22 protein-coding genes are annotated in these 25,791 nt (G+C 61.5%); 5 read left to right on the top strand and 17 right to left on the bottom strand.

The genetic code is table 11. The features are described from left to right. Positions 1-104: 104 nt before the first annotated feature. Together AC07N4_RS10025 and AC07N4_RS10020 are read right to left on the bottom strand one after the other, a co-directional pair. A complete protein-coding gene (locus AC07N4_RS10025) occupies positions 105-560 on the bottom strand; it encodes a hypothetical protein (protein ID WP_493065305.1) in 456 nt (151 codons plus the stop codon). A gap of 142 nt (positions 561-702) precedes the next feature. After that, on the bottom strand, positions 703-1,671 hold the full coding sequence (locus AC07N4_RS10020; protein WP_085711718.1) for a LysR family transcriptional regulator: 969 nt from the start codon (positions 1,669-1,671) through the stop codon (positions 703-705). 182 nt (positions 1,672-1,853) lie between these two features. Between AC07N4_RS10020 and AC07N4_RS10015 the strand changes: the two genes are divergently transcribed. The 4 genes from AC07N4_RS10015 to AC07N4_RS10000 are packed head-to-tail and all read left to right on the top strand — an operon-like array spanning position 1,854 to position 6,639. Beyond that, on the top strand, positions 1,854-3,365 hold the full coding sequence (locus tag AC07N4_RS10015; RefSeq protein ID WP_192559828.1) for an efflux transporter outer membrane subunit: 1,512 nt from the start codon (positions 1,854-1,856) through the stop codon (positions 3,363-3,365). Between the two features lie 10 nt (positions 3,366-3,375). Continuing rightward, positions 3,376-5,568, top strand: coding sequence for an FUSC family protein (locus AC07N4_RS10010; protein WP_096819128.1), 2,193 nt, complete (start codon positions 3,376-3,378; stop codon positions 5,566-5,568). Further along, positions 5,558-5,758, top strand: coding sequence for a DUF1656 domain-containing protein (locus AC07N4_RS10005; protein WP_003221811.1), 201 nt, complete (start codon positions 5,558-5,560; stop codon positions 5,756-5,758). Before AC07N4_RS10010 ends, AC07N4_RS10005 begins: the two co-directional genes overlap by 11 nt. 17 nt (positions 5,759-5,775) lie before the next feature. Continuing rightward, positions 5,776-6,639 (top strand): efflux RND transporter periplasmic adaptor subunit, encoded by an 864-nt coding sequence (locus AC07N4_RS10000; RefSeq protein WP_096819130.1) that lies wholly within the window; start codon positions 5,776-5,778, stop codon positions 6,637-6,639. A 45-nt stretch (positions 6,640-6,684) separates the two neighbouring features. Here AC07N4_RS10000 and AC07N4_RS09995 read toward each other — a convergent pair whose 3' ends face one another. Both AC07N4_RS09995 and AC07N4_RS09990 read right to left on the bottom strand, forming a co-directional pair. Then, the gene (locus tag AC07N4_RS09995) at positions 6,685-7,083 is read right to left on the bottom strand and encodes a DUF4440 domain-containing protein (RefSeq protein ID WP_493065306.1); all 399 of its coding nucleotides are present in this window, start codon (positions 7,081-7,083) and stop codon (positions 6,685-6,687) included. Beyond that, positions 7,080-8,450: an MFS transporter gene (locus AC07N4_RS09990; RefSeq protein WP_493065307.1), complete on the bottom strand. Its 1,371-nt coding sequence runs from the start codon at positions 8,448-8,450 to the stop codon at positions 7,080-7,082. The genes AC07N4_RS09995 and AC07N4_RS09990 overlap by 4 nt, the downstream gene beginning before the upstream one ends. 109 nt (positions 8,451-8,559) lie before the next feature. On the opposite strand from AC07N4_RS09990, the gene AC07N4_RS09985 reads away from it, so the two are divergent. Next, a complete protein-coding gene (locus AC07N4_RS09985; RefSeq protein WP_493065308.1) occupies positions 8,560-9,441 on the top strand; it encodes a LysR family transcriptional regulator in 882 nt (293 codons plus the stop codon). A gap of 7 nt (positions 9,442-9,448) precedes the next feature. Here AC07N4_RS09985 and AC07N4_RS09980 read toward each other — a convergent pair whose 3' ends face one another. From AC07N4_RS09980 to alg8, 13 genes are all read right to left on the bottom strand, one after another. Continuing rightward, positions 9,449-10,273 (bottom strand): SDR family oxidoreductase, encoded by an 825-nt coding sequence (locus AC07N4_RS09980; RefSeq protein WP_493065309.1) that lies wholly within the window; start codon positions 10,271-10,273, stop codon positions 9,449-9,451. Between the two features lie 35 nt (positions 10,274-10,308). Then, positions 10,309-10,773, bottom strand: a complete 465-nt coding sequence (locus AC07N4_RS09975) for a multidrug transporter (RefSeq protein ID WP_096819139.1) — start codon at positions 10,771-10,773, stop codon at positions 10,309-10,311. Between the two features lie 136 nt (positions 10,774-10,909). Then, a complete protein-coding gene (locus tag AC07N4_RS09970) occupies positions 10,910-12,361 on the bottom strand; it encodes a mannose-1-phosphate guanylyltransferase/mannose-6-phosphate isomerase (RefSeq protein ID WP_096819141.1) in 1,452 nt (483 codons plus the stop codon). A 106-nt stretch (positions 12,362-12,467) separates the two neighbouring features. Further along, positions 12,468-13,124, bottom strand: a complete 657-nt coding sequence (locus AC07N4_RS09965; protein WP_493065310.1) for an alginate O-acetyltransferase AlgF — start codon at positions 13,122-13,124, stop codon at positions 12,468-12,470. Between the two features lie 14 nt (positions 13,125-13,138). Next, positions 13,139-14,314 carry an alginate O-acetyltransferase gene (locus AC07N4_RS09960; protein WP_248738254.1) on the bottom strand — a complete coding sequence of 392 codons (1,176 nt, stop codon included), beginning with the start codon at positions 14,312-14,314 and terminating at the stop codon, positions 13,139-13,141. A 10-nt stretch (positions 14,315-14,324) separates the two neighbouring features. After that, a complete protein-coding gene (locus tag AC07N4_RS09955; protein WP_493065311.1) occupies positions 14,325-15,890 on the bottom strand; it encodes an MBOAT family O-acyltransferase in 1,566 nt (521 codons plus the stop codon). Between the two features lie 87 nt (positions 15,891-15,977). Continuing rightward, complete coding sequence (locus AC07N4_RS09950; protein ID WP_273536122.1) at positions 15,978-17,102, bottom strand: mannuronate-specific alginate lyase; 1,125 nt, start codon at positions 17,100-17,102, stop codon at positions 15,978-15,980. A gap of 8 nt (positions 17,103-17,110) precedes the next feature. Further along, a complete protein-coding gene (locus AC07N4_RS09945) occupies positions 17,111-18,571 on the bottom strand; it encodes an alginate O-acetyltransferase (protein ID WP_273536120.1) in 1,461 nt (486 codons plus the stop codon). A gap of 10 nt (positions 18,572-18,581) precedes the next feature. Continuing rightward, positions 18,582-20,168 carry a mannuronan 5-epimerase AlgG gene (algG, locus tag AC07N4_RS09940; protein WP_192559838.1) on the bottom strand — a complete coding sequence of 529 codons (1,587 nt, stop codon included), beginning with the start codon at positions 20,166-20,168 and terminating at the stop codon, positions 18,582-18,584. Between the two features lie 26 nt (positions 20,169-20,194). Then, positions 20,195-21,676, bottom strand: coding sequence for an alginate export family protein (locus AC07N4_RS09935; RefSeq protein WP_493065312.1), 1,482 nt, complete (start codon positions 21,674-21,676; stop codon positions 20,195-20,197). Next, the gene (gene algK / locus AC07N4_RS09930) at positions 21,673-23,085 is read right to left on the bottom strand and encodes an alginate biosynthesis TPR repeat lipoprotein AlgK (protein ID WP_273536116.1); all 1,413 of its coding nucleotides are present in this window, start codon (positions 23,083-23,085) and stop codon (positions 21,673-21,675) included. Before algK ends, AC07N4_RS09935 begins: the two co-directional genes overlap by 4 nt. A gap of 9 nt (positions 23,086-23,094) precedes the next feature. Then, the gene (locus AC07N4_RS09925; protein ID WP_102619501.1) at positions 23,095-24,264 is read right to left on the bottom strand and encodes an alginate biosynthesis protein Alg44; all 1,170 of its coding nucleotides are present in this window, start codon (positions 24,262-24,264) and stop codon (positions 23,095-23,097) included. A 35-nt stretch (positions 24,265-24,299) separates the two neighbouring features. After that, positions 24,300-25,781, bottom strand: coding sequence for a mannuronan synthase (alg8, locus tag AC07N4_RS09920; RefSeq protein ID WP_493065313.1), 1,482 nt, complete (start codon positions 25,779-25,781; stop codon positions 24,300-24,302). Positions 25,782-25,791: the final 10 nt, after the last annotated feature.

The following is a 25,791-nucleotide window of genomic DNA, read 5'->3' as shown; positions in this document are numbered from 1 at the left end:
GTCGGGCGGCTGGATGCCAAGCAAGCTAACATTCTTGTCGAGGGTTATGCGAGTGCCTCGCTGCCTACCCCTTAGGGCGGCAGCAAGGCGCAGCGATTGCGGTATTAATTTTTTACCTCACTCCATCCAGTGACATTGATTTTGCCAATTGCCTGGTGGCGTTTGCCTTCATCCAGAATGCCGACGTTGAACTCTGCTTTGAATTCACCTGTCTTGATATCCAAATTTTGGACAGTGAAATGTCCTGAGGCCTGGTCAGTCACGTAGTTCCTGCTATGCGTTTCACCGTGCTCATCAATCCACACTTCTCGAAAGTTAGGGGCGATAGGAACGGCAGCGTTGGGCAGCTCATAGCGTTTAGTCTGGATATTCGAAGAGAGTACGAAGCTGATTTCATTCCATTTCGTATCGCTGAGTTGCTGTTTGGAAATCACATAGATTCCAATGGAACCGCCGTTGTAAAAGAACGTGACACGACCTTCGAAATCGGGAAACTTGAAACCATGGATTTTGGCGTCAAGTGTGCCAACGTCTGCAACTGTTTTGATATCAGCGAACATGGTAGTGCTCCTTCGAATGAACTGTTAAATGACGTCACAGAGTTTCAATTCGAAGGAGTTTTTCGACCACTGTCATAAATGACAGTTTTTTAGAACGGATTGCTATATCCGAGCTGTCCGTTTCAAGTCGCGTGGCCATTAATCAGTTGGCCACCCGCACCCCCGCCAGACTCCCGCTCATCTCATAAGCGGCCAATTCCGCCTGATGCCCTGCCAGAATCTCCGGCAACGAACCACGCAGATATTCAACCCAGGTCTTGATCTTCGCATCCAGGTACTGCCGCGAGGGGTAGATCGCATACAGGTTCAGTTCCTGTGAGCGGTAGTTCGGCATCACCCGTACCAGCGAACCGTTGCGCAAGCCTTCAATCGCGGCATACACCGGCAACACACCGACCCCCATCCCGCTGGTGATCGCGGTTTTCATCGCGTCGGCGGAGTTCACCAGAAAGGGCGAGCTATTGATGGTGACCATTTCCTGGCCTTCCGGGCCGTCAAAGGCCCATTTTTCCAGAGGGATCACCGGGCTCACCAGGCGCAGGCAGGCGTGGTTCAGCAGGTCGCTGGGTTTTTGTGCGCAGCCGTTGGCTTTCACGTAGGCCGGGGAGGCGCAGACGATGCTGTAGGTGATGCCCAGGCGTTGCGAGACGAAACCCGAATCCGGCAGTTCGCGGGCGAGGACGATGGACACGTCATAGCCTTCGTCGAGCAGGTCCGGCACGCGGTTGGCCATGGTCAGGTCGAAGGTCACGTCCGGGTGGGTCTTGCGGTAGCGGGCGATGGCGTCGATCACGAAGTGCTGGCCGATACCGGTCATGGTGTGCACTTTCAGTTGTCCGGCCGGGCGGGCGTGGGCTTCGCTGGCTTCGGCTTCGGCCTCTTCGACGTAGGCGAGGATCTGCTCGCAGCGCAGCAGGTAGCGTTTACCGGCTTCTGTGAGCGCGATGCGCCGGGTCGTGCGGTTGAGCAGGCGGGTTTGCAGATGGGCCTCAAGGTTGGAGACCGCGCGCGAGACGTTGGCGGTGGTGGTGTCGAGTTGCACGGCGGCGGCGGTGAAGCTGCCCGCTTCGGCCACACAACTGAAGGCGCGCATGTTTTGCAAAGTGTCCATGGGGTGCTCTCAAGGGAGATGGCAAATTGTGACACGAAGTTTCAGGGGCTGAGACCCCCGACCAAGGGATTATCTCGTTAACGGTAACAAAGATTCACAGGAATCCCAGCTTATCGCCGTAAGGGCGCCCCCCTAGAATTGCGCCCACCTCGAAACATCCCCCACCTCAGGAATTCGCAGCAGTGCCGCGTCGCATCAACAGAGCGCTTTTGCCGCTCAGTGTTCTGGCTTTTACGTTAGGTCTCAGCGGCTGCATCGGAACCGGAGGCATTGCCCCGCAGGGCAAGGCACTGGAGGCCAATGAACTGGCCACCGACGAAGCCATCGCCCACGCCGCCCGTGACGCAAACTGGCCCACCGCCCAATGGTGGCAAGCCTACGGTGACCCGCAACTCAATCGCTGGATCGACCTTGCCGTGCAAGGCAGCCCGACCCTGGCCATGGCCGCCGCGCGAGTGCGTCAGGCCAGGTCGATGGCCGGCGCTGCCGAAGCCGCCGAGTCGTTGCAGATCAATGGCGAGTCGACCCTCAAGCGTCACAACTGGCCGACCGACCAGTTCTACGGCCCCGGTGAGCTGGCTAACAGCACCACCTGGGACAACAACGCCGCGCTGGGTTTCAGTTACGCCCTCGACCTCTGGGGCCGTGAAAGCAACAGCACCGAGCGGGCCGTCGATCTGGCGCATATGAGCGCTGCCGAGGCGCGGCAGGCGCAGCTCGAGTTGCAGAACAACATCGTGCGCGCCTACATCGAGCTCTCGCTGCATTACGCCCAGCGCGACATCGTCGCGGCGACGCTCAAGCAGCAACAGCAGATTCTCGAGCTGGCGCAGAAACGCCTGAACGGCGGGATCGGCACGCATTTCGAAGTCAGCCAGGCCGAAACGCCGCTGCCGGAAACCCATCGGCAACTGGATGCGCTGGACGAAGAAATCGCCCTGAGCCGCAACCAGATCGCGGCACTGGCCGGCAAAGGCCCAGGCGCCGGCGCGCAATTGCAGCGTCCGACCCTGTCCCTCGGCGCGGCGCTGAAGTTGCCGTCGGCATTGCCCGCCGAATTGCTCGGTCAGCGTCCGGACGTGGTCGCCAGTCGCTGGCAAGTGGCGGCGCAGGCGCGCGGGATTGAGGTCGCGCATGCCGGGTTCTACCCCAACGTCGATCTGGTCGGCAGCCTCGGCTACATGGCCACCGGCGGCGGGGCGCTGGAGTTCCTGACCGGCAAGAAGCTCAACTACAACGTCGGGCCTGCGATCTCGCTGCCGATCTTCGACGGCGGGCGACTGCGCGCTGAACTGGGTGAAGCCTCGGCGGGTTATGACATCGCCATCGCGCATTACAACCAGACCCTGGTCAATGCGCTGAAGAACATCTCCGACCAGTTGATCCGCCGCGAGTCGATGGACAAACAGCAGACGTTCGCCGCCGAGTCCGTGGCCACGGCGCAGAAGACCTACGACATCGCGATGATCGCCTATCAGCGCGGGCTCACCGACTATCTCAACGTGCTCAACGCCCAGACCCTGTTGTTCAAACAGCAACAGGTTCAGCAGCAGGTGCAGGCGGCGCGGTTGAGTGCCCACGCGGAACTGGTGACAGCATTGGGTGGTGGTCTTGGCGCGGGTAAAGACGTACCGACCGCCGAGCAGACCGCCGCACCGAAAACCCCGGCCCTTCTTCAAGCCCTCGACCACTGAGCAAGATTCAATGACTCCCTTGCCCGCACCTTTGCGCTGGCTCTACTCCCTGGAATGGCGCCGGGGTTTCTTTGACTGGGCGCGCAGCGACGGCGTGACCTGGGTCTACATCTTCAAGGTGTTGATCGCCGCATTCCTGACCCTGTGGCTGGCTATGCGCCTGGAACTGCCGCAACCGCGCACGGCGATGATCACCGTGTTCATCGTCATGCAGCCGCAGAGCGGTCAGGTGTTCGCCAAGAGTTTCTATCGCTTCCTCGGCACCCTGGCCGGGTCGGCGATGATGGTCACGCTGATTTCACTGTTCGCCCAGAACACCGAACTGTTCCTCGGTTCGCTGGCGATCTGGGTCGGCATCTGCTCGGCCGGCGCCGCCCGTTGCCGCAACTTCCGCGCCTACGGTTTTGTGTTGGCCGGGTACACCGCCGCGATGGTCGGCCTGCCGGCGCTCGCCCATCCTGACGGTGCGTTCATGGCGGCGGTGTGGCGAGTGCTGGAAATCTCGCTGGGGATTCTCTGCTCGACGCTGGTCAGCGCCGCGATCCTGCCGCAAACCGCCAGCGCCGCGATGCGCAACGCCTTGTATCAGCGCTTCGGTGTGTTCGCTCTGTTCGTCACTGATGGCCTGCGCGGGCGCAGCAAACCGGAGTCGTTCGAGGCCAGTAACGTACGCTTCATCGCCGAAGCGGTGGGCCTGGAAGGGCTGCGCAGCGTGACCGTGTTCGAAGACCCGCACATGCGTCGACGTAACGGTCGGCTCAGTCGCCTGAACAGCGAGTTCATGGGCATCACCACCCGTTTCAACGCCTTGCACCAGTTGCTTGAACGCCTGCGCCGCAACGGTGCCGATCATGTGGAAGCGGCGATCAAACCGGGCCTGCAGGATCTGGCCGAAGTGCTCGACGGCTTCAGCGGCCGCGCCCTGACCAGCCCGGATGCGGCGCGCCTGGTGCTGGCGCTGACGGCGTACAAGGAAGGCTTGCCGGCGCGGGTGCGCAGCCTGCGGGCGATCTTCCAGGAGAGCGAGCCGAGCGACGCCGAGCAACTGGATTTCCACACCGCGTATGAGCTGCTCTATCGCTTCGTCGATGACCTGCACAGTTATGCACAGACCCACGCCTCGCTGGCCGATCACAGCCACGAACGTGAGCGCTGGGACGAGCCGTTTACCCCGCAGACCAGTTGGTGGGCGGCGGCGGCTTCGGGGATTCGTGCCACGTTCATCCTGGTCGTGCTCGGCAGTTACTGGGTCGCCACGGCGTGGCCGAGCGGTGCGACCATGACCCTGATTGCCGCTGCCACCGTGGGCTTGTCGGCGGCGACACCGAACCCGAAACGCATGGCGTTCCAGATGGCGTGCGGCACGTTCCTCGGGGCGTTGATCGGCTTCGTCGAGATGTTTTTCATCTTCCCGTGGATCGACGGTTTTCCGCTGCTGTGCGTGATGCTCGCGCCGGTGATCGTGCTCGGTTCGTTCCTCGCGTCGCGGCCGCAATACGCCGGTGTCGGCCTCGGTCTGCTGATCTTTTTCAGCACCGGTTCGGTGCCGGACAACCTGACGATCTACAACCCCTATACCTTCATCAACGACTACATCGCCATGGTCATGGGCATGCTGGTCTGCGCGGCAGCGGGCGCGATCATTCTGCCGCCGAACAGCCGCTGGTTGTGGCGCCGCCTGGAGCAGGACCTGCGCGGGCAAGTGGTGTACGCGATCAGCGGCAAACTCAAGGGCCTGGCGTCGAGTTTCGAAAGCCGAACCCGCGATTTGATGCATCAGGCTTACGGTCTGGCAGCCGGTCAGCCACTGGTGCAGAAAAACCTGCTGCGCTGGATGTTCGTGGTGCTGGAAGTCGGTCACGCGATCATTGAGTTGCGCAAGGAACAGGCGATCCTGCCGGTGCACCCGGCGTATGCCGAATCCCAGCCGTGGCGTCAGGCAATCCGGGTCATGGGGCGTTCGCTGGTGCGGCTGTTCCTGCAACCGAACTCGAGCAATCTGGAACGCGCATTGGTTGCGGTCGATCACGCGATCAGCCGTGTCGCCGCCACCGATGAGCCGTTCGCGCCGCACTTCGATACCTCGGCGCTGCGTCGGGTGAAAAGCTACCTGCACTTCATCCGCACCTCGCTGCTCGACCCGCAATCGCCACTCGCTGCCTACGCCATCGCCAAGCCCGAAGGACTTGCCCATGCCTCGTGAAATCGCCTTCCACGGCGTGTACATGCCGACCATGACCCTGATGTTTTTTGTCGCCGCAGCACTGGCCTGGGCGCTGGACCGGTTCCTCTCGGGGTTTGATCTGTACCGCTTCTTCTGGCACCCGGCGCTGCTGCGCCTGAGCCTGTTTACCTGTCTGTTCGGCGCGATGGCGCTGACTGTTTACCGTTGAGTCTGAGAATTGTCCCGATGAAAAAGTTTTTCAGCCTGCTCGCGACCCTGCTGGTGTTGGCCCTGGCGCTGTGGATCGGCCGCACGTTGTGGGAGCACTACATGAACACCCCGTGGACCCGCGACGGTCGGGTGCGCGCCGATATCATCAACGTCGCTGCCGACGTCACCGGTGAAGTGGTCGACGTGCCAGTGCGCGACAACCAATTGGTGAAGAAGGGTGATCTGCTGATGCAGATCGACCCCGAGCACTACCGCCTCGCGGTGAAGCAGGCGCAGTCGCTGGTGGCTTCGCGCAAGGCCACGTGGGAGATGCGCAGGGTCAACGCCCACCGCCGCGCCGATATGGACGCCTTGGTGATTTCCAAGGAAAACCGCGACGACGCCAGCAACATCGCCGACTCGGCACTGGCCGATTACCAACAGGCCCAGGCGCAACTTGAAGCGGCTGAACTCAACCTCAAACGCACCGAAGTGCGGGCGGCGGTGGACGGCTACGTGACCAACCTCAATGTGCATCGCGGCGACTATGCGCGCATCGGCGAAGCGAAAATGGCCGTGGTCGACATGAACTCGTTCTGGGTCTACGGCTTCTTCGAAGAAACCAAGCTGCCCCACGTGCGCGTCGGTGACAAAGCCGACATGCAACTGATGAGCGGCGAAGTTCTCAAGGGCCACGTGGAGAGCATTTCTCGCGGCATTTACGACCGCGACAACCCCGAAAGCCGCGAGCTGATCGCCGATGTGAACCCGACCTTCAACTGGGTGCGTCTGGCGCAACGGGTGCCGGTGCGGATTCATATCGATGAGGTGCCGGAAGGTGTGCTGCTGGCGGCGGGGATTACCTGCACCGTGGTGGTGAAGCAGGACGCTGTCGAGTAACCCTTGTGGCGAGGGAGCATGCTCCCTCGCCGGATTGGCTCGTTGTCAGCCCTGGCAAAACGTCTCGTGCAGATGCCGCCAGATCACCCGCCCGGATTCGGTTTTTTCAAACACCACGGTTGAACGCAGATCCGTGTGCAAGCCGTTCGCATCGCTTTGCTGCTCGCGATAACTCACGGTCGCGCCGTGTTCATGCAAGGCAATCCCTTGAAGCTCGCCGAGCTCGATCCTGAACCCGCTCTTCTTCCCGCCTGCCATTTGAAACAGTGCACGTAACGCCTCGAAGTCCAGCACACGCCCCAACGGCGTCACCATGGAGAACCGTGGCGAAAAACGCGTCAGCAATCGTTCCAGCGCAGCTTCTTCTTCCTCCACCGCAAACCATCGTTCGATGGCCTCGTGAGCCTGGATCACTTCGTCAAAGTAGTCGGTGTAGTCAGTCATGTGGATTTTTCCTGAAGGTGAGGTGAGTGCAAAAGGGCGAGCACGTTCGATGAGTCGAATCGCAGCACGGCGGCCATCGGCAACAGCGTCAGCAACGCGGCGGCGAGAAAGCAGTATTTGAAACCGTTGGCGCCCAACGCGCCCAACAATGAACTGAGCAGCGCCGCGCCGAGGCAGAAACCGAGCTGGCGATTGATGTTCCACAGGGCGCTGGAGTGGCCCATTTTCTCTGGCGTGATGCCGACAAATGCCAGGGTCTGCGCGGTGACGCTGCAAAGACTGCCGCCCAGCCCCATCAAGGCGTAAGCGAGGATCAACGGGCCGCTGGCGGGCTGGTCGATCTGCATCAGCACGACGATGCCAAGGCATTGCAACAGCATGCCGGCGATCAGCAATGGCTTGGGACCGGTCCGGTTGAAACGGCGTTTGCCAAGCATGATCGCCACGCCCGAAGCCGCCGCCCAGGACAGCATCAGCGCCCCGGTGTGTGCTGCACCGAAACCGAGGTCATGCAGGTACAACACGGCAATCATGTTGGTGCCGGTGAAGATGCCGGGCACAAACAGGTAGATCAGCATTGCCAGGCGCAGGGACGGGTTTCTGGTCAGTTGCAGATCCAGGACGGCACCTGGTTTGCCCCAGCCATCGCGCAGGTAGATCCACAGGGTCACGGCGCTGAGCAACAACACACCGCCTGCGAGGTGACGGGTTTCGGGTTCACTCGCCAGGCTGACGGCAATCAACAACAGACTCAGGGCCGACACCGCCAGCAGCAGGCCACGTACGTCCAGTGTCGGGCGTTCACTCGTTGCCTGATCCGCTTTCAACCAGAGCAGGCCCAGACCGAAAGCAAAAAGCGCCACCGGCAGGTTCAGGTAGAAAATCCAGCGCCACGACAACACCTCAACGATCAAACCGCCCGCCGCCGGCGACAGGGCCGGCACCATTAGCGCCACCAGCAAAACCACACCCGTGAAGTGCGCGCGCTGAGTCGCTGGAAACTCTCGATAGGCCAGCGCCTGACCGACCGGCAGCAACAATCCGCCACCCAGCCCTTGTAGCAGTCGCCAGCCGATCAGGCTTTCAATCGAACTGGCCTGAGCGATGAGCCCGGAGGCGATCCCGAACACCAGCAACGAACCAAGGATCAGCCGCCGCTCGCCAACCTTTGCCGCCAGCCAAACGCTCATCGGAATGATCAGCGTCAGTCCGAGCATGTAGGCATTGGTGATCCACGCCAGTTGCGTCACCGAGGCGTGCAACTGCGCGGCGATGTCCGGGTAGGCGATGCTCGCGGCGAACATGTTCAGCAGGTCGAGGGCGAACCCCAACAGATACACCAGCGCGACTTTCGAGCGATAGGCCATGGCAGCTTCCCTGTGATGAGGCGTGCAGGGTAGGGCGCTTGTGGCGATAGAAATACGCTGGTTTGGCTGCTAGTTTGTCAAAATTATTTTGACAGTGGGCGCAGCGAATATGGTCAGCCTGGATCGATTCGATACTTTCAAAGCTGTGGTCGAGGCCGGCTCTCTGACTGCGGCCGCCGATACGCTGGGACAGACGCGGGCGGTGGTGAGCTTCAATCTCAAGCGGCTGGAAGAAGAGTTGGGCGTCACTTTGCTCACCCGCAACACCCGGCAATTGGCCCTGACCGATGCCGGCGAGCGTTTTTACCGACGCTGTCTGCGCACCCTGGACGAAGCGCGGTTGGCGATCGAGGAAGCGCGTTCGGAGCATTCACAGCTCAAGGGCACGCTCCGCATCACCACGACCGTGGAGTTCGCGCTGGCTCAGGTGGTGCCGGCGCTGGAAGTGTTTCGACAACAGCAGCCGCAACTGAATATTCACTTGTCCACGTCCTCGACCCATGCCGATCTGATCTCCGAACGGTTCGACCTGGCGATCCGCCTAGGCCGCATGCACGACTCCAATCTGCGCGCGGTGCAGTTGTCGACGTTCGAGGTGTTTGCCGTGGCGGCGCCGGGGCTGGTCGAGGGTTTTACTCCGGTAAACACCTTGGCGGTGCTGGAGTCGATGCCGACACTGGGACATGGGCGAGTGCCGGAAATGACGGTCACCGACCCGGCCGGCACCGAGCATCTCTACCAGCCGAAACCGGGAACCACAGCCATTGTTGCCGACAACTCGGCGACCCTGCGTGCCTTTGCGCTGACCGAGCAAGGCGTGGCGATTCTGCCGCAATGGTTGATTCAGGAAGACCTCGACGCCGGGCGATTACAGCGTCTGTTGCCGGATTACCGTTTCGCCCAGCAAGGGGTTTATGCGTTGTACCCGGACACCCGGCACCTGCCGCTGAAGGTGCGGGCGTTCATTGATTTCATGAAAGGCTGGGGCTGACTCGATTTCAGAGTTGCCCGCGTAACCCGAAGCGCTTCATCAACGTCGACTCCAGCAACCCTTTCGGCAGCAAGGTCGCCAGCAACGGCAACGCCCGGCTGCCATTGCCGATGCGGATCAGCCGTGGCGGTTTGTTCTGCTGCACAGCCTTGAGCAACTCGGCGGCAAATTCGCTGGCCGGCGTCGGTTTGTCCTGGGACGCCTTGGCCCGTGCTCGAATGCCTTCGCGCAGGGGAAACCACGGCGATTGTTCGTTGATCAGTTGTTCGGCCTCATGGCCGGCATTCTTGGCGAAGCTCGATTGAATCGCCCCCGGCTGCACTTCCATCACGCGAATCCCGAATGGCGCCAGCTCCATGCGCAACGCATCGCTCAGCGCATGCACTGCCGCTTTCGACGCGCAATACGCACCAGCGAACGGTGTGACCAGAACCCCGGAAACACTGCCGACATTCACCACCAGGCCTTTCGCCCGGCGCAGCACCGGGAACAGCGCGCGGGTCACGCCGACAATCGAAAAGACGTTGGTTTCGAACTGGCGCTGCATGGCCGGAACACCGCCGTCGAGCAGCGGGCCCATGGCGCCGTAACCGGCGTTGTTGATCAGCACGTCGAGGCCGCCATGTTGCTGGTTGATACGCTCGGCGAGTTGTTCCAGCGCTGCGTTGTCATTGACGTCGAGCTGCACGGCGGTGAATCCGGCGATGGCGAGTGCGGTGACATCTTCAGCCCTGCGCGCACTGGCCCAGACCTCAAAACCGGCCGACTTGAATGCATCGGCGAGGGCGCGGCCGATGCCGCTGGAACAACCGGTAATCAACGCAACGGGCATGGCGCATTCCTTGTGCAAAAGAGTGGAAGTGGGGATCAGTCGGAGAAACTACCCTGCAATCGCTCGGCGCGAAACTCCAGGGTTTGCGGGCGATAACCGGGACGTAGCGGCGGCATCGGCAAGCAGTCTTCCCAATTGCCGCCGGCCTGCAGTTCGCCGGGGCCGCGATAGCGTGGGGCGGCGTATTGATTGTCGGCCAGATTCACGGTGTCGCCCGGCGCGTACGCCGCAATGCGCCAGCGCAGTTCGGTCAGCGGCACGTCGTTGCCGTTGTTCATCTTCAGCTGCAACGGGCGATCCGCCGGGCACTGTTCAGGCGCATACGTGATACGCAACTCAAGCCGCGCCAGTTGCTTGATCTCGCGGTTGTCCAACCACACCACCCACATCGCCACCAGCCCGAGCCCGACAGCGGCGGCCATGGACACCGGCAAGGCCTTGGCCGGGTAGCGCAACAGCAGGATCAGCCAGGTGATGACCAGCAAGACGCCGATGAACATGTCGCGAAACCTCGTGGGCAGGGAAGGTTCATCCTACCTAAGCCTGGATGAGGTTGGCGAAAAAAAAAGCCCCCGCCCAACCCACTGCGGATAGGGGACGCAGCGGGCCGGGCGGGGGCTTTTAATTACAGAGCGATCACTGCGCGATGGTTTTCACCGACACGCCGCGTTCGATCGGGGTGGAGCGACCGTAGATATCTTCGAAGCGCTCGATATCGTCTTCGCCCAGGTACGAACCCGACTGCACTTCGATGATTTCCAGCGGGATCTTGCCCGGGTTGCGCAGGCGATGGACCGAGGCGATCGGGATGTAGGTCGACTGGTTTTCGCAGAGCAGGAACACGTTCTCGTCGCAGGTCACTTCGGCGGTACCGCTGACCACGATCCAGTGTTCGGCGCGGTGGTGGTGCATCTGCAGTGACAGGCACGCCCCCGGTTTGACCGAGATGTGCTTGACCTGGAAGCGTCCGCCCATGTCCACCGAGTCGTAGGAGCCCCACGGACGGTAGACCTCGCAGTGGTTCTGGGTTTCGCTGCGGCCCTGCTCGTTGAGGGTGTTGACCATCTGCTTGACGCCCTGAACCTTGTCCTTGTGGGCGATCATCATGGCGTCCTTGGTTTCGACCACCACGATGTTTTCCAGACCGATCACCGACACCAGTTTTCCGTTGCCGTGGATCATGCAGTTCTTGCTGTCCTGGATCACCACATCGCCCTTGCTGACGTTGCCGTTGGCGTCCTTCTCGTTGACTTCCCACAGCGACGACCAGCAACCGACATCGCTCCAGCCGGCGGTCAGCGGCACTACGCAGGCGCGCTGGGTTTTTTCCATCACGGAATAGTCGATGGAGTTGTCCGGGCAGCAGGCGAAGGTGGCTTCGTCGAAGGTGATGGTGTCGGCGTCCTGCTGGCTGCGCTCGAGGGTCAGCAGGCAGGTGTCGTAGATGTCCGGATCGTGCTTTTTCAGCTCTTCGAGGAAGCGGCTGGCGCGGAACAGGAACATGCCGCTGTTCCAGTAGTAACCACCGGACTCGACGTACTCGGTGGCGCGTTTGACGTCGGGTTTTTCCACGAAGTGCGAAACACGGCTCACGCCTTCCGGCAGCAGCGAGTCGCCGGTGGACTTGATGTAGCCGTAGCCGGTTTCCGGTTTGGTCGCCGGTACGCCGAACAGCACCATTTCGCCGTTTTCGGCGGCGACGGTGGCCAGGGCCAGCGCACGTTGCAGGGCTTTCTGGTCTTCGAGGACGTGGTCGGCCGGCAGCACCAGCATCAGTTCGTCGCGACCTTCATTGACCAGCATCATCGCGGTCAGCGCCACGGCCGGCGCGGTGTTGCGGCCGAACGGTTCCATCAGGATGCGCTGGCATTCCAGCTTGCGATTGGCCAACTGCTCGTTGACGATGAAGCGGTGATCCTTGTTGCAGACCACGATCGGGGTGTCCATGCCTTCGAACACCAGACGCTCGAGGGTTTGCTGGAACAGCGTGTGTTCGCCGGTCAGGGCGAGGAACTGCTTGGGAAACTGCTTGCGCGAAAGCGGCCAAAGACGTGAGCCGCTACCACCTGACAAGATCACCGGAATCATATTGTTTACTCCATAAAATCGATTGGGTCAGAGCCACGAACGTTGTGTCGTTTCACTCTTGTTGTTATTCCGTACCGGGCAGCGACGGCTGCCCGGTTTCATGTGCTTAGCGGGTCGATACCGGGCGTTTCACCCAGACTGGCGACAGGTTGCTGCCGTTGCCGGTGACGTACAGCACTGCGGCTTCACCGCGTTCCAGCGCAACCGGTTTCACGTCGCCGACTTTCTTGTCGCCTTCGTACAGCGCGAGGCTGACTTTCACCGGGTTGATTTCACGCTCGCCACGGCCCTTGGCGGCCACGTTCGGCACCACGTCGGTCTTGCCGTCGGCGGTCTTCAGGGTCAGCGGCTTGTCGCTGAGGTTCTGCACGCGCACCAGGGATTTCTGCTTGTTCTTGAACGGCGGTTCTTCGATCAGTTGCGGCGCGCCGGAAGCGTTGTTGACCAGGGTGTAGTAGTGGTCACCGGCGAGTTTCACCGGCAGGGTCTGGCTACCGACCTTGGCGCTGTAGTCGCCGCCCGGCATGAAGCTGAAGTCGCTGCTGGCCAGTGGTGCGACATCGCTCAGATTGGTGCTGCCGACAGTGGCGCTGACTTCAGCGTTGCTGGCGTTGTAGATGCGCACGAAGGTCGAGCCTTTCGGTGCAGTCGGGCCGTACAGCGCGGCGTCACCACCGGCGAAGGCCTGGACCGACAGCACGCTGAGGCCAGCGACCAGTGCGAAGCGTTTTGCGAGACGACGAGGAGTTGTAGTGAAAGTCATGGTGTACCTCTCTTTCAGTTTTGCGCCCGATCGGGCGTCTCGGATTTAGTGTTGATTGCTACGTTTTGTTGGCGCGCGCCGGCTTGTTTAAGCTCTGCGACCCACTGCGGGTCGGCGTCGCCGATTTCGTTGTTCACAGGCAGATATCGTTCGGGAAACTCCCAGATCAGCACCTGTGGCGGGCTGTTCTTGAAGTCATCGCTTTTCAGGTAGCTGAGCATCGGCAGGATCGGGCCGTGGCCATCTTCGGCGTAGTTGACGACGTCGCTGTGCAGCGCTTGCTTGAGCGCACCGACGAAGTTCCAGTTGGGGTTGGCGCTGTAGCTGGTGCCGATCAGCGCGACCGGCACTTCGCTGTTGGCGAACAGCGCATCGTCACCGGCAGGCTGCTCGGCGGCGGCCACGGTGTTGCGCTTTTGCAGCGGCTCTTGCGCCGGCATCAGGTTTTCGAACAGCGGATCCAGCGGCAGGAACAGACGCAGGTCGCCCTTGTGCGTGACCTTCTCGGCAGGTGTGGTGACGAAACGCTGCGGCTCGCCGCTGAGCGGGAACTTGTCGGCGATGGTCTTGGCCAGGGTGTTGGCGGCGATTTCCGCGCCTTCCGGGGTCCAGTGGGTGTCAGTGCGCAGGAACACTTGCTGACCGTTCTGCTTGGCCTTTTGCAGCGGGCCGAGCAGGTCCGGGGCGAGGATTTTGTCCGCCGCGACACGGGCGTGGAAGTCCTGATAGAGGTTGGCGTGGATGCTCGCCGGTTTCACTTCACCCAGGTGTTCCGGGTACAGGCGAACCTTGGCCGGCACGATCGCCATCACCAGTTTCACGCCTTTCTCCTTCAGGGTCTGGCGCACGCCTTCGACCAGCGCGTAGTTGCCTTGCAGGTTCAGCTCTTCGTTGACGATCGGGTTGAATTCCTCATCGCTGTACAACCACTGATCGCGACCGAGCACCACGCCCGGACGACCTTCGTTGAACAGTTTGAAATCCAGCGCGGCCCAGAGGTTGGTGCCCAGACGCTTGATCGGGAATTCATCGTCGTAGTGGGTTTCCACGGCTTTGGTCCAGCGGCCGTTGAGTACCGTCGCGTCGGCATTGGTGCTGAAGCCGAAGAAGCTGCGCACCGACCACAGACCGAGCACCAGCAGGGTCACCAGAAACAGCGCGATGTAGAAGATGCGTAATGAGCGGGTCATGTCAGATCCCTCAGAACTGGAAGTAAAGGAACGGCGAGAAGCTTTGCGCCGAGAGTTTGAGAATCGAGGCGATGAACAGCAGCAGGATCAGCCCGCGCATCACGTAGCGCGACCAGTCCGCCGTCCAGTACGCCGGTTGCACCTGGGCGTCGACGCCGACGGTGTAGCCAGGTTCGTGGATGCTGGCCGGGTTTTCTCCCGGAGCAGCCTTGATCAGACCCGGTTGTGCGCCGGCAGGGCCGTCGCTTTCGACGTTCACTACAGGTTTGGTCTTGGCTGGAGGCTGATTGGTGTACAGATCACGCAGGCCGAAGAACGCCAGGGTCACGTAAGCCACCACCAGAGTCGCGACTTGCAGACCGGTGAGGCTGGCCTGGTTGAGTTCCGACAGCGACCAGTCGCCGAAGCTGAACATCGCACCGTACATGCGACCGGCAACGTGCAGGTTCTCGGCGCGGAAGATCACCCAGCCCATGACCACCAGCAGGAAGGTCAGCGCCCAGCGGATCGGATTGAGGCTGCGCGGCGAGGTGTTGAGGCCGAGCATTTTCTCGATCGCCAGCCACATGCCGTGCCACGCACCCCAGACGATGTAGGTGATGTTCGCGCCGTGCCACAGACCACCGAGCAGCATGGTCAGGAACAGGTTGCGATAGGTCATCAGCGTGCCTTTGCGGTTGCCGCCGAGGGTGATGTAGAGGTAGTCACGCAACCAGGTCGACAGGCTGATGTGCCAGCGGCGCCAGAACTCGGTGATCGACTGGCTGATGTAAGGCTGCTTGAAGTTTTCCATGAAACGGAAACCCATCATCAGGCCCAGGCCGATGGCCATGTCGCTGTAACCCGAGAAGTCGAAATACAGCTGCGCGGTGTAAGCCAGCGCGCCGAGCCAGGCATCGCCCGTGGTCGGGTTTTGCAGGGCGAAGCAATGGTCGGCCACAACAGCGAGGGTGTCGGCGATGAAGACTTTCTTGATGAAACCCTGCATGAACCGCGTACAGCCCTCGGAGAACTTGTCGAGGGTGTGGGTGCGGTTGTTGAACTGGTCGGCCAGGTCGCGGAAGCGCAGCACGGGACCGGCGATCAGGTGCGGGAAGATCGCCACGAACGCCGCGAAGTCGATCAGGTTGCGGGTGGCCGGGGTGTCGCCGCGGTAGACGTCGATGATGTAGCTGATCGACTCGAAGATGTAGAACGAGATACCGATCGGCAGCAGTACGTGGGTCAGGATGAACGGCTCAAGACCGACCGACGTCATCATCGCGTTGATGCTGTCGACGCCGAAGTTGGCGTACTTGAAGTAGCCGAGGATGCACAGATCCACCGCCACGCCGAGCAGCAGCCAGCGCTGGGCCGGTTGGGTCCGCACACCGGCGGCGCCGACTTTCAGGCCGATCCAGTAGTTCCACAGGGTGACGCCAGCGAACAGCGCCAGGAAGTCCACCCGCCACCACGCGTAGAACACGTAGCTGGCGATCAGCAGCAGCAGATTGCGATAGCGTTGCCCGCTCAGGTAGTACAAGCCGAGAAAGATCGGCAAGAACAGAAACAGGAACACGTTGGATGAAAATACCATCCCGATCTCTCCATGTTTGAACCAACAGTCAAGGGCCAAAGCCCCCCCAAACCCCCCGTGGAATTGGAGGGGTGAAACGATCAGCGACTAACTGCCCTTGTTGCCTTTCTCGTGGGACGGGTCGTAGACCTTGGTCAGGTCGCCGCCGAGGCGGAAGGTCTTGAACGGCTGCATGCCGTGCTTCTTCTCCAGCACATCCGGCGAACAGGTGTAGAGGCTGCAGAACGGCTCAAGCCAGGCGAATTTCATGTCCTCTTTCAAATCGGTCATGTCCTGCTCTTTGCCGTTCTTCTTCTCGAAGTCCTCGGGATCTTTCACCCCGGCCAGCACCCGGTCACCCAGGCGTTTCAGCGCGCCATTGTTTTCCTGGCGCAGATCGACACCGTTGACCTGCGCAAAACTGGCGATCATCGCCAGCGGCGGCAGGGCGTAGTTGTGATAGGCGAGGGCGCGTTGCTGGCGCTTGAGTTCGTTCGGCAGGTAGCCGTCGGCGTCGATCTGATTGGCGCCGACCTTGTATTCCTTGACCGCCCAATCGAACAGGTCGCGGCGGTTGGTGGCGATGGACGTCGCCATCACCGACCAGGCGGCCCAGTACGAGTGGTTGTTGGTTTTTTCCAGCGGCAGGTTGTCCCAGTCGCTGACCACTTGGTCGGCCATCTTGCTGAACCAGGCTTCGATCAACTGCGCTTCCTGTTGATGCTGGGCCAGTGGATGCGAGTCGGAGAACTTCAGGCGAATGTACGAAGAGGCCATGCTGCCCAGCGCCCATTTGCGCATCGACTTGCCGGTGTGGTTGAAGTCTTTCGACATCAATGCATCCGCCCGAGCCCAAGTAGCCAGCCAGTTCAGTGTGCAGTCGAGCTGTTCCGGACGACCGTCGCGCATGAACTGCATTACCCGTTTGGCGGTGCTGCGCTCCAGCGTGGTGATGTCTTTGGTGGTATCGCGAAAGGCTTTTTCCGACTGCACGTTCAGCGTCGCGCGGGCCTTGTCCGAGCCTTCGTACTTGCTGCGAAATTGCAGCGGCCCGGTGTACGGCGCCGGCATCGCATCGCAGCCTTCGCTCTTGTCGCCGGTCTTGAATTTATCCACAGGTGCAAAGTAGCCCTGAGGGGGACGCAGTGGTGCGGCAGCCTGCGCGGTGCCGGCGAAGATCGCCAGCCCGAGCAGCGTCGGCGCTAACAGAGTTTTCAGTTTCGGATTTCGCATAGCAGACCTCATTGCCCGACCTGAGCGGTTTGTTGCCCCGCGCCCGGGAATACGTTGCGTTTGCAGATTTTCGCTTCGACTTTCTGTGGCGCGGTGCCCGCTTCCGGGCCCTGGACTTCGACGGCCAGCAGGTTTTGCGAGGCCCAGTCTTCGTCCGTGCGCAGCTCAAAGGCGAAACGACCGTCGGTGTCGGAGGTTTCCGGTTTCTCGATCTTGATGTCCTCGTGGCGACCGTTCATGTACCAGAGGGTGGCTTGCAGGGTTTTCACCGAGGGATCGGCGAAGCGGATGTCGACCTGATGGCTGCTGTTCTGCAGGTTCAGGTTCTTGCTGTTGACCAGCAGTTCCTGTTTGCCGCCGGGCTTGAGTGTGGTGCTGGCGGACATTTGGGTTTCCTTGCCTTCGCAACCGTTATCCAGCAGCGCCATCATCTGGCGGTAGATGGTTTCCTGGTCGAGGCGGTACAGCGGCGAGAATTCCCAGATGAGAATCTTCGGCGGCGTCTTCTGGAATTCGTCGCTGCCCAGGTACTGCAGCATCGAGCCTTCCAGACCGCCGCCGGGGAAGGCGACGTTGAGGATGTCGGCGCCGATGGCTTCTTCGAGGAACCCGGCGAAGTTGTAGTTCTTGCCGCTGTGCGAAGTACCCACAAGGGTGATCTGCGGGTTGCCGGCATCACCGAACAGGTCGCCGTCACCGGCCTCGCCTTTCGGCTCGGTGGTGAACTGGTCCATGTACTGGATCGCGTAACTGGTGCCGCACAGTTGCCCGGCCATGTTGTGCAGGGTGCCGGTCTTGCCCATGCGCCCGGAGCGTTTGGTTTCGAATTCACGCTTGGGAATATCGGCGAAGGCCGGGATCTGCTTGACCTTCTCGGCGACGATTTTCGCCGTGCGCTGCGCACCGTAAGGCGTCCAGTGCTGGTCGCCACGGAAGTAGAAATCGTGGGCGGGCAGGGTGTCGGGCAGCGATTCGTTGGTCAGTGGTGACAGGTCCGGCACCACGTAACCCATCTGCGCGAAACGGCCGAGCATGGTCTTGTAGTTGCCCAGCGCTTTCTCGTAATCGAACGCGGCTTTTTCCTGCGGGTTGAGCTTGTTGCGGTTCACCAGACCACGGGTGGGCTGGTAGACAATCACCAGTTCGACACCTTTGGCCTTGAACGCATCGTGCAGCTGTTGCAGGCGCTTGTAGCCGGCCGGGGTGGTGTTGAACTCGGTGCGCAAATCTTCCTGGGTCCGGAACAACCAGTCGCCCTGGGCCTGCACCAGGGTGGTGAAGTTCTGCTGGTAACGGGTGGTGTAGTTCTTCGCGTCATGCGCCGCCGGGCACAGGTTGCAGCACGGTTCGGCGCTGAACTTCGGCGGTGTGGCGCCGGCAGTTTCATCGGCGCGCGCACCATTGCTGGCCGCCAGAATGCCCACGGTCAGGGCCGACAGGCTGAGTAACTTGATCAGGTGTGGGTGCATAAAATTGTCCTCAGTCCCGCATTTCGGTCTGGCGTTCGACAGGGTCGATCAGCACGGCTTTCTGCTGGCGCACCAGCAGGTCGAGAATTTCATCCTGACGCTCGCCAAGGATGCCGTTGAAGCTGATGCCGCTGGATTTGGTCGGCGCCAGCATCGACACGCGATACAGCTCGACACTCAAGGGCGAATCGATCGACAGCGGGCCGCTGCCGTTGGCGGCCAGCTCACCGCCGACCACGATCAGCGAAACCTGAGCGTCGAACGGGTCGAGCTTGATGTCACGGTCGGTGTCGGTCAGGTCCTTGATGTGGCCGTAGACGCCGGTCAGGCCGTTGGCCATGGCGACGTTTTCGTAGAGGCGGATGTTCACGCTGTTACGAATGCGGATGCCGTGGCGCTTGTTGCTGATGACCTTGTTGCCCCACAGCAGGTTGTCGGCGGACTCGTAGAGGGTGATGCCGTCGGTGTGGTTCTTGTAGATCTCGTTGTAGGCAATGATGTTGTTGACGCTGTTACGGTCGATCACCAGGCCCGAGAGGTGGTTGTCGAAACTCTTGTTGTTGAAGATGAAGCTGTCGTTCACCTCACGGGAAATGATGATCCCGTGCTTCTTCTTCGTGCCGTACACCGTGTTCTCGGCAATGATCAGACCGTGGGAACGGTCGTGCGGGTCAATGCCGTAGACGATGTTGTCCTTGTAGGTGTTGCCCTTGACCACGAAGTCGCGGGTCTCGTAGCAGTAGAAGCCGTACCACATGTCCGAGAACTCGGAGCCGACGATCCAGCCGGTCGGCTCGGGACGCTTGAGCACCTTGGCCATGTTCGGCGTGTACTGGGAAATACTCACGCCGTAGGACTTACTGTTGGCGTAGCCGAAGCTGGCCATCTTGCTGTTGACGATATAGGTCTCGGTGCCACCCCAGGCCAGCAGGAACGGGCGGAATTCCTTCGGCGAACGGAACGTCGCCGGGCCGTTTTCCTTCTCGCGCCAGCCAGTGATCCTGGTATCACGCACGAACAACTGACCGTCGTTGACCAGGAACGAACCGGCCTCCTGGGACAGGCGCAATTCCTGGGTCTGGCCATCGATTTCGAGGATGCCTTTGCGGCCGACCACGATCGGCAACTTGGCCAGGTAAACGCCCGGCGAGGTTTCGCTGAAATACTGCTTGGGCAGTTTCTGCGCCAGCTCTTTCAGGTTCAGGTAGCCGTCGTCGACGAAGATCGCCTGCGGGATGCCGTGCTGACGCACCACCCATTCGGCCATCTTGTTGTCGCCGCCGATGAAGTCCTTCAGGGCGTCTTCCTGCATCATCCGGCGCACGCTGATCTTGCCCGGTTTGCTGCGCACGATTTTCGCGGCAGCGGCTTCGGCGGTGAAACCGGAGAGGTCGGGCAATTTCGGCTTGGCCAGTTCCAGCGCTTCGGTCGGGGCGCTGCTGACGGTGTAGGTCTTGGCCTGTTGCAGCTCTTTCGCCGTGGTCACAGGTTTGCCTTGTTGAGGGGCAACCGGCTCCACGTTGGCGAAGGCCCCGGCCGAGGCCAGCAGCATCGCGCCGGCCAACAGGCTGAGCGAGCCTTTCCTTGGGTTGTTCATGTCGGGCACTCCCTTCGCGGTTTGCATCAGAAGCGCCAGATCACGTCGATGAACGCGCGGTGCATGTACGAATCGACCTGGCTGCCATAGGCATCACCCGGCTTGAACACGCCGCCACGGAACCGCACCAGGGCCGAAGGCTCGTCGATCGACTGGCTCAGCGCTGCCGGCAGCAGGCCTTGCTTGAAGTACTTGGTGACCACCAGATCCATTTCCTGGCCGAGGTCTTTCTTGCCATCGTCCAGTGGCAGGGAAGTGCTGGAAAGGATCGCGCCGGTGACGTCGTCGGTGTTGTTTTCCACGGCGTTGATGCCGTTGCTGCCCACCGGTTTGTTGCCGTCCACACGCCAGAACTTGTGGTAGATCAGACTGGCGTCGTACTGGTCGTTGAGCATCCACGAACCGAACAGCGTGACGGTCTGCATGTTGTTCATTTCGCCCCGGAAGGCTTCGCCGAAACGGTGAACCCGCGAGCGAGTGCCGGTGTAGTTCGAGCGGTTGCTTTCCAGGCCGTTCTGTTCGTAATCGGCGCTGGCGCGGGCATACGCCGCACCGACTTGCCACTGCGGATCGAGGCGCAGACGCACGCCGATGTCGGTGGCCCAGCCGTTGATGTCTTCGCTGCGCTTGGCTTGTGCCGGGCGGTTGCCATCGGCGTTCAGCGGGTTGACCGTGTCGCGGTCGCCGCTCATGCCGGTGATGCTGCCCCAGTAGTTGACCGTATTGGTGTTGCGCCAGTTGTACGCGTCGCTGTCGGCGGTCAGGCCGAGCCAGCTGATGTCGCCGTTCTGGGTTTTGTCGAGGGTGTCGCGGGGCACACCCGGTTCGGCGTAATCGAGCTTGCCGTCATCATGGGTGTGGTGACCACGGATGCCGACCCAGTTGCCCGGCGTCCACTGGTAGGAGGCGTCGGCGTAAGCGTGCAGGCGGTCCTTGTCTTTCGGCGCCAGCTCTTTGAGGTCGGTGCGGTATTCGCTGAAGCGTTCGGCAACACCGGCGTTGGCGCGCAGCAGGGTGGTGTCGAAGGTCCAGTTCAGCGCTTCGATGTTGGTGTCGCGCCACTGGCCGTCGTCGTTGCGCAGGCGCTGGCGACCGAACTTGAGGATCTCGCCGGGGTAGGGCGTGAAGCCGCTGTAGCCGACCCAGAACTCGCGCATCGCCAGGTAGTTTTTCTTGGTCTTGCGATCACCGCTGTCGGTGTTTTCGGCACCGTCGGACTGTTGCAGGGTGTCGGTTTCGATGATGTCGCTGGAAGCGACCGCCTGACCCATGGCATAGGCGCTCCACGCGCCGCTTTCGCCATAGACCCACGGACGCAAATCGAGACCGACGCCGTTGACGTCGCCACCCTTGGCAGTGCCAAGGTCGCGGTCGTCTTCGGATTGGCCGGTGATTTTCACTTCGAGGCCGAAGTTCTTGGTTTCAGTGATCGCGGCCAGTGTCGGGCAAGACCAGATCAGCGCGAACGAAAGGCCAAGGCCGGCCTTCACGAATGGATTCAGCTTCATAATTTTTCCTCGCCGTCTTCTTCTTGCAGGGCGTGCAGTTGCAGCGTGTTCTGGTTCAGGGCGCCTCGGCTGGCCTGTTCCTGCTGCAACAGACGCTGGGCTTCGGCCAGGCGCTCGGGCGGCAATTGCGCCGCGAGGGTGGTCGCCAGCTCATCGGCTTGCGGGGTGTTCTGCGCCTTGGCCAACTGGCTGAATACGTAGGCGTTGAGTGGGTCGGGTTTGGTGCCCTTGCCTTGGGAGAACAGCTGGGCGATGGCGAAGTCGGCACTGTTCTGGCCGTTGCGCGCAGCGGTCAGCAGATGGTCGAGGGCCTTCTGCGGATAGACCTTGCCGAGGTAGCCACGGCGGTAGATCTGGCCGAGGTAGTAATCGGCGGCGACTTCGCGGCCGACGGCTTTCTGGAAATGTTCCTCGGCGACTTTGGCGTCGGCAGGCACCAGTTTGCCTTCGTAGTAGAGCTTGCCCAGCAACAGTTCGGCGCGCGGCTGGTCGGCGGCGCGGCCGTTGTCCAGGTACTTCATCATCTGGTCGGTGTCGCCGAGTTCCGGGAAGTCGTAGAGCAATTGCGCAAGGGTGACCCACGACGCCGGGTAGCCCGGAGCGATCGGCTCGAGCAGCGACTGTGCGGTTTTTTCGTCGGTCTTGCCCAGGGTCGAATCGGCGAGCACACGGGCAACGGAATCCACGCGCTGGGCGCTGACGCTGCCACGGCTGTGAGCAGCCTGCAGTTGTTTGATCAGCTCGGCCTGTTGCTCCGGCGCGCCACGTTTCTGATAGACCGTGGCCAGTTCGACGTAGCAGATGTCGGTGGTGTTGAGCGCGGCCTTGCAGATCTTTTCCACCTCATCCAGATGCTGGTCGTAAGTACCCTGGGTGCGATACAGCAGCACCTGCGCCAGGCCGGCTTCCGGGTAGCCGGATTTGCGCCACTGGTCGATCTGCTGCTGGGCGTTGATGTTCGGGAAGCTGTGCGGGTATTGCAGGTACAGCATCGCCAGCGGGATCAGCGTGTTGCCTTCGCCGTTGGCGGCGGCTTTCTTCAGCAGGGTTTCGGCTTCCTGATGCTCGGCCTCGGTGGCGCCGGGCTTGGCCACCAGCAAGCGACCGAGACGGGCCTGGGCACGCGGCGAAACATCGGCCGCTGCGCGGTAGGTCGCCTCAGCCTGTTTGATCTGCGCGGGGTCACGGCTGTCGACCTGAATGTCGGCCAACCCGACCTGAGCTTCGCTGTAACCCAGGTCGGCCAGTGCACGGTAGTTCTGCGCGGCGGTCGCGGTGTCACCGCGCTTGAGCGCTTCGTTGGCCAGACGCTGGTCGGGCAGGCCGGCGCAACCGGCCAGGGCGATTGCCATGGCCATGGCCAGGCTCAGCGGGGCCGGCGGGATTCTGATAGGGCTCGTCATAGGCATGTCCTCGACTTAAAGACCGGCAGCCATGGCTTTGTCGATCAGCCAGTTCAGGTTCGGACCACGGTCGCTGTTCACTTCCACCGGGCGGCCGGCGAAGCTGCTGTCCAGCGGCTCGTCAGGCTGGATCTGCACACGGATGTCGGAGGACAGGTCGGCGCTTTTCAGGCTGGTGCTGCTGACGATCTTGCCGGTGCGGGTCTTGTCTTCGCCGGCGATCTGGAAGCTCACTGGGGTGCCCGGGCGCACGTCGCCGAACTGGCGATAGGAGAAGCGCGCATCGACGGTGGCCTGGGTGTTGCGCGGCACCAGCGAGAAGATCACATCACCTTTGCTCGCGTATTGACCGTCAGCCACCAGTTGCTGGGCCACGGTGCAATCGCAAGGGGAGGTGAGCGTGCCGGTCATTTGCTTGCCGAACAGTTCTTCAACCTTGGCCGGTTGCAGTTGATCCTCGTCCAGATGGCCCTTGAGCACGTCGAGCATGCTGGTGCTGAACGTCGCCAGCGGTGCGCCTTTGGCGGCGACGCCGTCGGATTTCACCAGGCTCTGTACGGTGCCGTCGCGCGGCATGGTGATGTTCATGCCCGGCACGCTGACCAGACCGGCCTGTGCGTGGCTGACGAAATACATGCTGTACACCGATTTGAAGACGAAACCCGCTGCCACGAGGCCGATCGCGAAAATGCCGGCGCTGAAGGTCACGGCTTTCAGGCGCCCGAACGGGGTCATGCCGTGGCCGCCGTCCTTGACCTTGCGCGCCTTGGTGAAGTTGTCGCGCTGCAGGGTTGCCAGCACTTCGCCGATGCTGACGATGTCGCCGGCCAAGTGCGAAGTGATCAGGTGGCGCAGGGTCGAGATGTCCTGCGGTTCGAGGTTCTGGAACTGGCAGCCGGCGCGACCGGTCTGGCGGTCGTAGGAGCGCACTTGCAGTTCAACGTCCATGGCGATGCCGAGGTTGTCGATGACGAATTGCAGGCGCGCCTTGCGCACCTCGCCAATCGTCAGCGGCAACTGACCGGCATTGAACGCCAGACCACCGGCAGACAGGTCGATGACCCGTGCTTCGACCGGTGTCCGGTCGGGACCGAAGAACCGCAGCTTAGCCGGGATTTTCACCCGGGCGTGCTGACGCTGGGCTTCGGATTCATGCACTACGTTGGCGTTGACGGCGGTATTCATAGGGGCGATTTCCTTGTTAATTCAAGAGGGGCGGGTCAGACCATCATCAGCAGCACGGCGACGAAAATGCTGCCGGCGGAGAAGGTCATGGTCCGAGACGACCAGGTGTTGAACCAACGTTGAAAGCTGGCGAGGTCACGGGTCAGGGAAGTGGGCTGGCGAGTCCAGGATTGTTGGTCGAGGCGGAAGAACACGTAGATCTTCACCAGCGCACCGACGATCTGGTTGTAATAGAGAATCACCGGGTACGCCGGGCCGATGCGGTGGCCGGAGCAGGACAGCAGCAGCGTCAGAATCAGGCGGGTGATGCCGATCCACAGCAGGTACGCGAGGATGAACGCGCCGCCGTATTTGAAGCTGGCGATGATTGCCACGGTCAGTCCGAGCAGCGAGGTCCACATCGACACGCGCTGGTCGAACAGCACCACCGAGGTGAAGGCGCCGAGGCGTTTCACGCCCAGGCCCAGAGCCCGGGAGTTCTGCCGCAGGTTGTTGCCGTACCAGCGGAACATCAGTTTGCGACTGGCCTTGATGAAGCTCTTTTCCGGCGGATGTTCAACGGTGTTGATCGCGGCATCCGGCACGTAGAAGGTGTCGTAGCCCAGACGCATCAGGCTGAACCAGCTCGACTTGTCGTCGCCAGTCAAGAACTTGAAACGGCCCAGACGCCAGTGTTGCAGTGAGTCGCTTTCAACGTCGGCGATAAATTCCGGGTTGGTGACCACGGTGGCGCGGAACACCGACATCCGGCCGGTCATGGTCAGCACGCGCTTGGACAGGGCCATCGAGCACATGTTGATGTGGCGCTGGGCGAAGCGCAGTTTGTGCCACTCGCTCATGATGTAGCCGCCGCGCACTTCGCAAAATTCGTTGGTGGTCAGGCCGCCGACGTTGCCGAACAGTTGGAACCACGGCACGGTCTTGCGCACGGTGCCTTCGCCGAGCACGGTGTCGCCGTCGATCACGGCGACCACGGCACGGTCGTCCGGCAGGTGACGGGAGATCGCACGGAAACCATAAGCCAGGCCGTCGCGCTTGCCGGTGCCGGGAATGCGCACGAAGTCGAGCTTCACCCGCTCTGGCGGATTCATTCGCGCCCACAGCGCCTTGACCAGCAGCTCATCGGACATTTCGACGATGGAGCAGACCACGGTGGTCGGCAGTTCGCAGTCGATGGCTTCGCGGATCACCGAGCTGTAGACCTGCGCGGTGGTCAACGCGTCGATGCGAAAACTGGTGACCATCAGAAACACATGCGACGGGTCCGCCGCTTTACCCAGCTTGCGCACTTTGCGGCGCATGTGCGGGTAGACGATGTAGAGAAAAATCATGCCGCGCACAAAGTGCGTGGCACCCATCGAGTAGCGCCAGATACCCACGGCGCCAATCAGGAAAATGAAGTCCTTCGACTCGGAGTCGAACGTGGACGTGGGCAGCATCAGGGCCAGGCCCATCAGCAGGCTCAGAAACAAAAGCCAGCCGGCGGATTGCAGAAAAAAATGTTTGAGCTTGGACATGACCGTCATC

It is taken from the genome of Pseudomonas sp. GW821-FHT09E04 (assembly GCF_059416185.1).
Note: the sequence above shows the minus strand (reverse complement) of the source record. Positions and strands in the feature narration are given on the sequence as shown.

Bases quoted from the DNA above. Each gene is read 5' to 3' on its own strand.
- algG (WP_192559838.1), bottom strand. From the start codon at position 20,168: ATGAACAACCCAAGGAAAGGCTCGCTCAGCCTGTTGGCCGGCGCGATG.
- AC07N4_RS09985 (WP_493065308.1), top strand. From the start codon at position 8,560: ATGGTCAGCCTGGATCGATTCGATACTTTCAAAGCTGTGGTCGAGGCC.
- AC07N4_RS10020 (WP_085711718.1), bottom strand. From the start codon at position 1,671: ATGGACACTTTGCAAAACATGCGCGCCTTCAGTTGTGTGGCCGAAGCG.
- AC07N4_RS09925 (WP_102619501.1), bottom strand. From the start codon at position 24,264: ATGAATACCGCCGTCAACGCCAACGTAGTGCATGAATCCGAAGCCCAG.
- AC07N4_RS10010 (WP_096819128.1), top strand. From the start codon at position 3,376: ATGACTCCCTTGCCCGCACCTTTGCGCTGGCTCTACTCCCTGGAATGG.
- AC07N4_RS09995 (WP_493065306.1), bottom strand. From the start codon at position 7,083: ATGACTGACTACACCGACTACTTTGACGAAGTGATCCAGGCTCACGAG.
- AC07N4_RS09960 (WP_248738254.1), bottom strand. From the start codon at position 14,314: ATGACCCGCTCATTACGCATCTTCTACATCGCGCTGTTTCTGGTGACC.
- AC07N4_RS09935 (WP_493065312.1), bottom strand. From the start codon at position 21,676: ATGAAGCTGAATCCATTCGTGAAGGCCGGCCTTGGCCTTTCGTTCGCG.
- alg8 (WP_493065313.1), bottom strand. From the start codon at position 25,781: ATGTCCAAGCTCAAACATTTTTTTCTGCAATCCGCCGGCTGGCTTTTG.
- AC07N4_RS09970 (WP_096819141.1), bottom strand. From the start codon at position 12,361: ATGATTCCGGTGATCTTGTCAGGTGGTAGCGGCTCACGTCTTTGGCCG.
- AC07N4_RS10000 (WP_096819130.1), top strand. From the start codon at position 5,776: ATGAAAAAGTTTTTCAGCCTGCTCGCGACCCTGCTGGTGTTGGCCCTG.
- AC07N4_RS09980 (WP_493065309.1), bottom strand. From the start codon at position 10,273: ATGCCCGTTGCGTTGATTACCGGTTGTTCCAGCGGCATCGGCCGCGCC.
- AC07N4_RS10025 (WP_493065305.1), bottom strand. From the start codon at position 560: ATGTTCGCTGATATCAAAACAGTTGCAGACGTTGGCACACTTGACGCC.
- algK (WP_273536116.1), bottom strand. From the start codon at position 23,085: ATGCCTATGACGAGCCCTATCAGAATCCCGCCGGCCCCGCTGAGCCTG.
- AC07N4_RS09955 (WP_493065311.1), bottom strand. From the start codon at position 15,890: ATGGTATTTTCATCCAACGTGTTCCTGTTTCTGTTCTTGCCGATCTTT.
- AC07N4_RS09965 (WP_493065310.1), bottom strand. From the start codon at position 13,124: ATGACTTTCACTACAACTCCTCGTCGTCTCGCAAAACGCTTCGCACTG.
- AC07N4_RS09950 (WP_273536122.1), bottom strand. From the start codon at position 17,102: ATGCGAAATCCGAAACTGAAAACTCTGTTAGCGCCGACGCTGCTCGGG.
- AC07N4_RS09975 (WP_096819139.1), bottom strand. From the start codon at position 10,773: ATGTTCATCGGCGTCTTGCTGGTCATCACCTGGCTGATCCTGCTGTTG.
- AC07N4_RS09990 (WP_493065307.1), bottom strand. From the start codon at position 8,450: ATGGCCTATCGCTCGAAAGTCGCGCTGGTGTATCTGTTGGGGTTCGCC.
- AC07N4_RS10005 (WP_003221811.1), top strand. From the start codon at position 5,558: ATGCCTCGTGAAATCGCCTTCCACGGCGTGTACATGCCGACCATGACC.
- AC07N4_RS09945 (WP_273536120.1), bottom strand. From the start codon at position 18,571: ATGCACCCACACCTGATCAAGTTACTCAGCCTGTCGGCCCTGACCGTG.